The organism is Epilithonimonas tenax DSM 16811 (assembly GCF_000428485.1).
GTDB lineage: Bacteria > Bacteroidota > Bacteroidia > Flavobacteriales > Weeksellaceae > Epilithonimonas > Epilithonimonas tenax.
The window spans coordinates 1-1,277 of record NZ_AUAA01000103.1; the positions used below are offsets into that span (position 1 = coordinate 1).

General features: G+C 32.5%; 2 protein-coding genes. Both read left to right on the forward strand.

All coding sequences use genetic code 11. The features are described 5' to 3' along the window. The first annotated feature begins 625 nt into the window (after positions 1 to 625). A complete protein-coding gene (locus tag F564_RS20720; protein ID WP_154656923.1) occupies positions 626 to 802 on the forward strand; it encodes a hypothetical protein in 177 nt (58 codons plus the stop codon). Between the two features lie 22 nt (positions 803 to 824). Then, on the forward strand, positions 825 to 1,052 hold the full coding sequence (locus F564_RS0117750) for a hypothetical protein (RefSeq protein WP_028123748.1): 228 nt from the start codon (positions 825 to 827) through the stop codon (positions 1,050 to 1,052). Positions 1,053 to 1,277 lie beyond the last annotated feature (225 nt).

The following is a 1,277-nucleotide window of genomic DNA, read 5'->3' on the forward strand; positions in this document are numbered from 1 at the left end:
TCTAGGTTATTCATAACGTATTAGATTGATAGTCAATACAATATACGAAATTTTCGTATTATGAGTAACCTTTTTTATAATGCACTACGGGTTTATTTACTGTAAGTTTTCCTACTGGTGCATATATTTTTGGCGATGGTGGAACTTTTAATAAAGATTATCCAACAGATTTTTTCCAAAAATTTTGGCTTGAACTTAAAAGCTACAACCCAGACTATATTGACGAGGCAAATCATTGTTTGTATTGGAAATTAGATAATGCAAAGGATGCTTTCAATAATTACGAAACTGTTTTGAAGAAATATCACGACTTAAACAAAGAGGATATTAAACAAAAAAGGATTGCGAAAATGAAAGCAGATTTGGAGCAATTAGAGAAATCATAATATCATTAGTGGGTGGGGTTTTTCTTAAATTTTTTCATCACGAAACTATCTACGAAGAACTTCACCCCTATTGCTGGTAACGTTTCGTAGCCTTGCTTTGTTGCCGACCAAGCAAGCGTAATCTTTCGGAGTTGCCAAGTGCAACCCGACCAAAAAACAACTTTAAATTAAGCCAAATCTAGGCAATAGAGCAAGACTACTGTTAGTAGCTGGACGGATATTAAAGACAAATATTTTATATGGAAAAAATACTCGTAGAATACAAAAAACTAAAATCAATGCTGACATCAAATTTAGGATGTGAAGAAAGTATGGATGAAGTTGGATATAACGATTCTATAAAGGAATCAATGGAAAAATTACTAAAAGATTTACATCCAAAAGTAGCAAAACCTATAAGGTTAGGACATTTTTAAAAACAAAATTTAAAACAAAAAAATGAATAGAAAATTTGAAATAGAAATATATAAAGGAGGACAGTGGAACGCTAAAGATTTATGTGATAAATACAAAAAATATCTTGGTGAGAAAACAAACAAACAAGGATTTGTATGTAGATATTATACTTGTTACGGGACAGGACAAGGGCAATTTGCTATTGAATATGAAAATTCTAACATAACAAGTTGGGTAAATGCAGAAGATATTGAGAACTACTTAACTTAGTCTTGCTACTAACGTTCTCGCGCTACAAGCAGTTTGGGATTACGGAAGTGTAATCTTTCGGATTTACCAAATCTTCCAGATACAGACCAATTTTTCCATTAAGCCAAATACCCAAATTGCTTGTAGCGTGTGTTAGTGGCAGTGCATTTGATTTAAAGCGTTATAGGCATTATATCCCATTCGCTATTTAACAAACGGTGGATATAACAACGGTCGGCTTGTTTT

Coding starts and splice junctions, on each gene's coding strand:
- F564_RS20720 (WP_154656923.1), top strand. CDS start 626: ATGGAAAAAATACTCGTAGAATACAAAAAACTAAAATCAATGCTGACA.
- F564_RS0117750 (WP_028123748.1), top strand. CDS start 825: ATGAATAGAAAATTTGAAATAGAAATATATAAAGGAGGACAGTGGAAC.